Source organism: Nioella sediminis, from assembly GCF_001879695.1.
Classification (GTDB): domain Bacteria; phylum Pseudomonadota; class Alphaproteobacteria; order Rhodobacterales; family Rhodobacteraceae; genus Nioella; species Nioella sediminis.
In genome coordinates this window covers 1-791 of record NZ_MNBL01000182.1, presented here as the reverse complement: position 1 = coordinate 791, position 791 = coordinate 1, and the positions used below count along the sequence as shown (strand labels likewise).

Here is a 791-nt window from a genome sequence, read left to right as displayed (position 1 = left end):
GATGAGCGCAAGGCAGGTGCCAGGAAAGATCCAGCAAATTCTCGCCAATGGGCAAGCGGCTTAGGCGGCGCCACTGTCTTTGGCGCATGTCTGTTCCAACGCTGCTTTCCGCTTCTGCAACCACGGTGCGATGCAACACGGCTCCGGCGGGTTTTATGGCGTTGGTTCAATCTGTTGTCTTAAACCTAAATATCTGTAGAGATTGTGAACGCGGGGTGACATATTGGCCGTCATTGTGTCATCGAGCTTAGAAGGTGAGGATCCTACTAGTGGCAACATATGAAATTTCAGGCTTTGCTGAATATCAGGTCGATACATCGAACAACAATAGCGCGTTCCAGGGAACAACCGTCCAGAATTTTACGTTCGATGATGACAGCGATGGCGACACTACGTTTGAAATCGGTGACGTACTGGGTGTCGTATCAGGCAACAACCTTAACTACCTAGGCAACATGTCTGTGCCACTCGTTGGTGGCGGCTCGATGGAACTTGCTCTTGTCCAAGGGGCGGCTAGTTACGTCGATCCGAATGTTATCCAAGTTTTGATCGTAGTTCCGTTGGGGATGTCGGTCACCGACTTCATATTCCCAGATCCTATTGACTACTCGGCACGTGAAACCGATGCTTTCCCGACATGTTTTGTCGCCGGAAGTCAGATTTCAACTCCTATGGGAACTCGCGCAGTCGAGGCATTGTGCATCGGGGACTTGATCGAGACGGCGAATGGTGCTGTGCCTGTCAAATGGATCGGGCGGCAGACGGTCATGACCCGCTTCGGTCCTGCCGAA

1 protein-coding gene is annotated in these 791 nt (G+C 52.0%); it reads left to right on the top strand.

Annotation, left to right across the window (positions count from 1 at the left end; all coding sequences use genetic code 11):
• Positions 1-269 precede the first annotated feature (269 nt).
• The coding region (locus BKY26_RS20750; protein WP_227435112.1) for a Hint domain-containing protein at positions 270-791 on the top strand (522 nt) is incomplete at its 3' end.